Origin of the sequence: Chitinophaga sp. (assembly GCF_035564935.1) — a bacterium.
In the GTDB taxonomy this organism is placed as follows: Bacteria; Bacteroidota; Bacteroidia; order Chitinophagales; family Chitinophagaceae; genus Chitinophaga.
The window spans coordinates 1-6,281 of record NZ_DATMTE010000885.1 but is presented as its reverse complement, the minus strand read 5'-3'; the positions used below and the strand labels follow the sequence as shown (position 1 = coordinate 6,281).

Here is a 6,281-nt window from a genome sequence, read left to right as displayed (position 1 = left end):
TAAGCGGTTGTTGGTATAAGAAAATATAGTACCCCCATATTTATAATCCAATCCAATACGGAAGTTGAAGTTTTTATACTGGAAATCAGAAATAAACCCGCCATATAATTTAGGCATCACATTGCCCGCTGATATTGTTTTCTGGTCATCCAGGATGTAGGTGCCATTATTGTTCACTATTTTATTACCGGCTTCATCACGTTTGTAGTCATAAGTAATAATCTCCCCATATGGACGGCCCTGATCAGCGTGTATAGCCACACCTGAGCCATTTATCAGATTCTGGAAAGGGTTGTAAATAACCCCCGGATAGAGATCTATTACTTTTGATGCCTGTTTTGCAGCATTCAGGGTCAGATTCCAGCGATAGTTTTTACCTACCAATGGTGTTCCCGTAAGTGCCAGTTCAAAACCCCAGGCTTTTACATCACCAGCATTCACAGTAAGTCCGGTGGAGCTGGAGGAAGAGGAAATAGGCAAGCTGATAATCTGGTTATAGCGATGATTGCTATAAAACGAAAAGTCCAGGGTGATTCTGTCCTGCGGCAGGAAAGTATTATTAATTCCTATTTCAAACTCCCTTTTACGTTCCGGCTTCAGGGCGCCTGGCAAAAGATTTCCGGGAGGAGAAACGGAGTTAGCGCCGGTATTTGGCAGACGGTTATAACCATAAAGGTTATTTGCAAAATAACGGTTGGTACCATTACCCACATCGGCCCAGGATAATCTCAGTTGTCCACTGTTAACAGCTGCTATCCTGAAGCGTTCGGTGTAGTTCCAGGTGACGGCCACGCCGGGATAGAAATACTTGTTATTTTCCGGAGGAAGCGTTGAGTTCCAATCCTGTCTTCCCTGTACTTCCAGGGTTAATTCATTTTTCCAGGATAAGGCTGCCGACGCCAATAAACTATAAAGAACATCAGAACCGCGACTGTAGTTCCTCAGCAAATAAGCATTATCCGCGCCTGGTGTTCCCAATTGGTTAGCAAATGAATACCAATCCGGAAAATTCAATCCGCCAACCGTACTGGTTCCGAGGTAGTCTACTGTACGAAGCCTGTAAACGCCACCGCCAAATGCAAACAACCGCAGATCGTTATTCATGAACGTTTTGTTATAGTTCAGTAAAGCCTGGTAAGTTTGCGTAGTAGAGTTTTGCTTAGCCACTCCAAACGAGCCTTTTTGTACCGTAGGTAAAATTCTTGTTACACTTTCTTCTGTGGTATAATTAGTATTATCATAATCCAGGCCGGCCTGTCCTACCAGAAAGATATTCTTCGTAAAGTTAAGAGTTACCTTAGCGGAAGTGATCATGTGTACTTTATCATCCTTATACCGATTCTGCTTCTGGTTCCAGAGATAAGTACCTAATTTGGTGAATGCATCTGATACTCTTGCATTAGAAAGATCTCTCTGGTAGCCAGTTTCGTCGGTAAAGTAGGGATAAATTTTACCATAGTCGTAATCTACCGGGTACCCCCATGCAACCGGGCCATCATTTTGAGAACGCCGGTTTTGCGTAGTAATATTATAAATATTGGAAATTACTTCAAAAGACGCCAGGTCGGATGCTTTATAGTTACCATTAAAGCTGAAGGAATTTCTCTTTTGCCAACCGTTGTCACTGGCAATGTCCTGATAGTTATAGTTCGTGTACGATGCCCTGATGCTACCTTTCTCATTACTACCGGCAATGGAAACATTGGCGGAAGTGGAATGACCTCTCTGAAACAATGACATAAAGTTGCCCGCATGGGGAGAATTTTTCACTATTGAACTATCATAGAACATTACATCGGAACCATCGAAAGCAGGTCCGAAGCTAAAACGTTTGTTGGGCAACAGTCGGGTGTTCTTCCCATTGATCATCGCGTAGCTTGTATCATAGAGATTGTCTCCTAAACCATACTTGGTTTGCAGTTTCAGGTAGGATACAGGCTGCTCTATGGTATATTGCAGATTACCGGTCATGCCAAACCCCTTTGCATTACGTCCGCTTTTTGTGGTAATGAGCATTACCCCGTTAGCGGCATCGCTACCATACAACACAGTTGCTTTAGCACCTTTAAGAATATCAATTGATTCGATATCATCCGGGTTGATGTCATTAATCCCCGCACCATAGTCAAAACCTTGCCCGAGGTCACCTCCCATTTGTGTTTTGCGGTCACTTAATATTACCCCATCTACCACAAACAGCGGCCTTACATTCTGGGCAGGATTCATACTTGCGGCGCCACGGATATTAATTCTGATCCCGCCCTGCGGGCCAGCAGCACCTGTGTTTACACCCACACCTGCCGCTTTACCATATAAAGCCAGGAAGGGGTTCATAGTAGTACCCGCCTTTGTAAGTTCATCTGCTTTAATGGTGCTGATAGCGTATCCCAGTGTTCCTTTCGGACGTTTGATACCAAGCGCCGTTACCACCATTTCATTGAGCCCGCTGGAGGCGGCGGTGAGGGTTACGTTCAGGAAAGTGGAAGTACCGAGTGTAATGGATTTGGGTTCAAATCCTACTGAAGTAAAAAGCAGCACCACATTACCTTCCGGCACATCGATGGTGAACCGGCCCTGTGCATCTGTAGTAGCACCGGTTTTAGTTCCCTTTACCAGAATGGTTACTCCCGGAACCGGCGATCCTGTACTGTCTTTTACAAGGCCGCTTATTTTACGAAGCACCACTTCCGGTATCACCATATAGGGCAAGGCATGCTGCAGTTGTGTATCCTTTTCTTTTACAGCGATGATCTTACCGATCACCTCATAGCTGAAAGGCTGGTTTTTAAACAGCAGTGCCAGTACTTCGTCCAGGGAGCCGTTTCGGATGGAAATGTCTACCGGCTTACTTTTCGTAAGCATGGCATCTTCATACCAGAATTTATAGCCCGACTGTTTTTTTATTTCTTCAAATACCTTCTGGATCGGTGCGTTCTTTTGCGACAAAGTGATCTGTTGCGACAGACTTTTTGCGCTGATCTGCAAACAAACTACCGTTAAGAGGATAGCTGTAATTTTCATTTGCTTAATCAGTTGTTTTTTTATCCTCAGATGGGCACCTGATTTCCGGAATGTCAGGACACGATCTTTGATGGTTGATAATAGCCCGGGTATATAGACGGGCTTTGCATGACAATTAGATTGCATACATTTGTAGTGTTTGGGTTGAGATAATTCTTGATTTCTGCTATGTATTGATGTCAGGTACCAGACCCAGGCTTTTTACCAGGGGCGGGTGAGATCGCTCCTGGTTTTTTATGCCGGTTCTTACCACACGTCGCTCAGGGACCGTTATTCATGGTAATAGTGATTTGGTTGATATAAATAATAGATTCAGTTGCTTACGGCATAACGATCAGCTTACGTTGTTCCATTTTAAAATGGATCCTGCTTATTTCCAGTAACCGTAGTAATTCAGACAGGTTAGCATCGCGTGGAATATCTCCTGTGAACCTTCGGGAGGGTATGGTTCCGTTATATACCACCTCCACATCATACCAGCGTTCCACCTGTCGCATAATTGTTTTGATGTCTGCGCTTTTAAAAGAGGTAAGGCCGTTTTTCCAGGCAACAGCCAGGTTTACATCGGCTTTTTCTATTACTTCCATGCGGCCATTTGGCTCCAGCAATGATTGTTCTCCCGGCTTCAACAAGCTGGAACTACTTGCCTGGCTTACTTTTACGGCGCCATCCAGCAGGGTAGTTCTCATAGCTGCCTCGTCGGCATAGGCCATTACATTGAAACTGGTACCCAGTACAGCGATGCTGGCCTTATTCACCGATACAAAAAAAGGCTGGCTGGCGTTCCGGGCCACTTCAAAATATGCTTCCCCGTTTAGTTCCACTCTTCGTTCCTTTCCAACAAAAGCGGTAGGGAATTTCAGGGAAGAAGCCGCATTGAGCCACACTTTAGAACCGTCGGGCAATTCCAGCTGGTACTGCCCCCCTTTTGGCGTTTTTAATATATTATAGGCTATAGTATTGGTAGATGATTGCCTGTTTTGGTCGTATTTAAGCATGCCGGGGCTCACGTGCAGGTTTGCTTCCCCTTGCCTGGCCAATGTACCTTTGAGCGTGCTATCGAGCGTTATTTCTTTACCATTGGCGAGTGTAAGCATTGCCTTTGATCCGCCCGGCCTCACATCCTTCTTTGTGCTTACTGCCACAGGGGTCGGTTCTTTCCCCGCATTCCCTGTTCTTTTAGCCAGCATCCATGCACCGGCGCCGGCAACCAGCAGCAATACAGCAGCGGCCCAGCGCAGCCAGCGAACCGGCCTTAACGGCCGCAATGGTTCCTGGTTCAATTGGGGCGAGGGAAAAATGCTTTCATCTTCCTCACCCGACTTTATCCAGGCTTCCTCGATCAGCAATTCCAGCTGCGTTTGATTATCTGCCGCATTTAAAAAATCACTTAACTCGGATTCCTCCGCCTGGGTGATCGTTTTGCCCGCATATTGGCTAAGCAGATAGCGCAACCTGGTATTGTTCATTAGCATAGATTGATTCCATACTATAAGACAGCAGGAAGTATAAAAAAGAGGTAACGGGAAGAAAAATTTTTTTTCAGATCCTGAAAGGAGTGGCCAGAATAAGCATCAGTATATTGATTTCCGGATGCGCCATGGCGTAGCTCCGGATAGAGCGGAGCGCGAGCACCATATGTTTTTTTACTGTTTCCAATGAGATGGCCATACGTTCCGCAATTTCGGCCTGGCGAAGCCCTTCATCCCTGCTCAAAAGATATACCTTCTGGCGTTGGGCTGGCAGTTCGGAGATCGCCTGGTCTATTATGCGCCGGTAGTTCCTGATAGCGGTATCTTCCTCTTCCCCCCGTGCGGCCATACTCGTTTCCCATGCCTGTTTCTGAGCCAGTTCCCGGCCCAGCTTTTTCAGGAAAGATAAACTATAGTTTCTCGCCACCGTATACAGGTAAGAATGAAAATGTTCCACCTGGCTTAGCTTCTCCCGCTTTTCCCATATCCTGATAAATATTTCCTGTACAATTTCTTCTGCGAGGGGCCTGGATCCTGTAAGCTGCATAACAAAAGCTCCCAGCCTGTTCTGATAGGTGTGGAATAAGCGGGCAAAGGCGGCTTCATCGCCCTGCGACACTCTTAATAGTAAATCCGGTTCACTATTTAATTGCACGGTATTCAAAATAAATCTGGACACTTCCTCTGATAAGCAAATCTGGTTGATGTGGAAAGACGTGATATAAAGATAGACATTCCTGTGCTGATAAAAAATCACACCTTTTCGTTACCCGCCGGATTTGTTAATTCCCTATCAAAGATTGTTAACCCACAATTAATTTCCACTGCAATGAACCAAACGGTATTCTCCTGTATTTTTAAGATAAATACTTCCACTATGAACCTAAAAACCCTTTCGCTGGCTTTGGCCGCGTGCGCTCTTTTTGGCTGCAAAAAAGACCTGGTAGCCCCCAATGCCGCCGCTGGCATTGAAACAGCGGATAATACCGTTGTTACCAACACTTTAAATGTAACCCTTACAGGATGGATGGGCGCTATTGCCGACAATACCAGTCTGACCCGCCTGTCCATTCCCGGTACGCATGATAGTGGCGCCCGGGTAGAACCAATTGGCGGTACCGCCAAATGCCAGACCCTCAGCATCCGTGAACAACTGGATGCCGGCACCCGCTTCCTTGATATCCGTTGCCGGCATATCGGTGATGCCTTCGCCATTCATCATGGTTCTATTTACCAGAACCTGAACTTTACGGATGTAACCACCGCCTGTTACGATTTCCTGGCGGCAAACCCTACAGAAACCATCATCATGTGCGTAAAGGAAGAATATGATCCTACCAACAACACCCGTTCTTTCGAACAAACTTTTGACAGCTATACCCAACTGCAACCATCCAAATGGTACCTGGGCGATGCAGTTCCCGATCTGGGACAGGTAAGGGGCAAAATTGTGCTGTTGAGGCGGTTTGGCGCTTCCGCTACTCCCAAAGGTATTGAAGCTACCAACTGGGCCGACAACACCACTTTTTCTATTAATAACGCCAATTCCTCCCTACGGGTACAGGACCAGTATGTGGTGCCCGATAATAACGGGAAATGGACCGGTATCACCAACCTTTTCACAGAAGCGAAAAATGGCAGCCAATCAGTGCTGTATATTAATTTTACCAGCGGTTACAAATCGCTTATTTTCGGTATTCCCAGCATTACCACGGTATCCAATGCCATTAATCCACAGATCAATAGCTACTTCACCACTAATACACAGGGCAGATACGGCATTATCCC

Annotated in this window: 4 protein-coding genes; 1 reads left to right on the top strand and 3 read right to left on the bottom strand. The window is 45.9% G+C overall.

Annotated features, from left to right (window positions below; genetic code table 11):
• The 3 genes from VN105_RS23125 to VN105_RS23115 all read right to left on the bottom strand — a co-directional run.
• Positions 1-3,021: SusC/RagA family TonB-linked outer membrane protein (locus tag VN105_RS23125; protein ID WP_325644668.1), on the bottom strand; the 3,021-nt coding region annotated here is incomplete at its 3' end.
• A gap of 320 nt (positions 3,022-3,341) precedes the next feature.
• Entirely contained in the window at positions 3,342-4,490 is a 1,149-nt protein-coding gene (locus VN105_RS23120; RefSeq protein WP_325644666.1) for a FecR family protein, read from the bottom strand.
• A gap of 73 nt (positions 4,491-4,563) precedes the next feature.
• Positions 4,564-5,148, bottom strand: a complete 585-nt coding sequence (locus VN105_RS23115) for an RNA polymerase sigma-70 factor (protein WP_325644665.1) — start codon at positions 5,146-5,148, stop codon at positions 4,564-4,566.
• 222 nt (positions 5,149-5,370) lie between these two features.
• Here VN105_RS23115 and VN105_RS23110 point away from each other — a divergent pair.
• A partial coding sequence (locus tag VN105_RS23110) for a phosphatidylinositol-specific phospholipase C (RefSeq protein WP_325644663.1) occupies positions 5,371-6,281 on the top strand: 911 nt, incomplete at its 3' end.

Bases quoted from the DNA above. Each gene is read 5' to 3' on its own strand.
- VN105_RS23120 (WP_325644666.1), bottom strand. From the start codon at position 4,490: ATGAACAATACCAGGTTGCGCTATCTGCTTAGCCAATATGCGGGCAAA.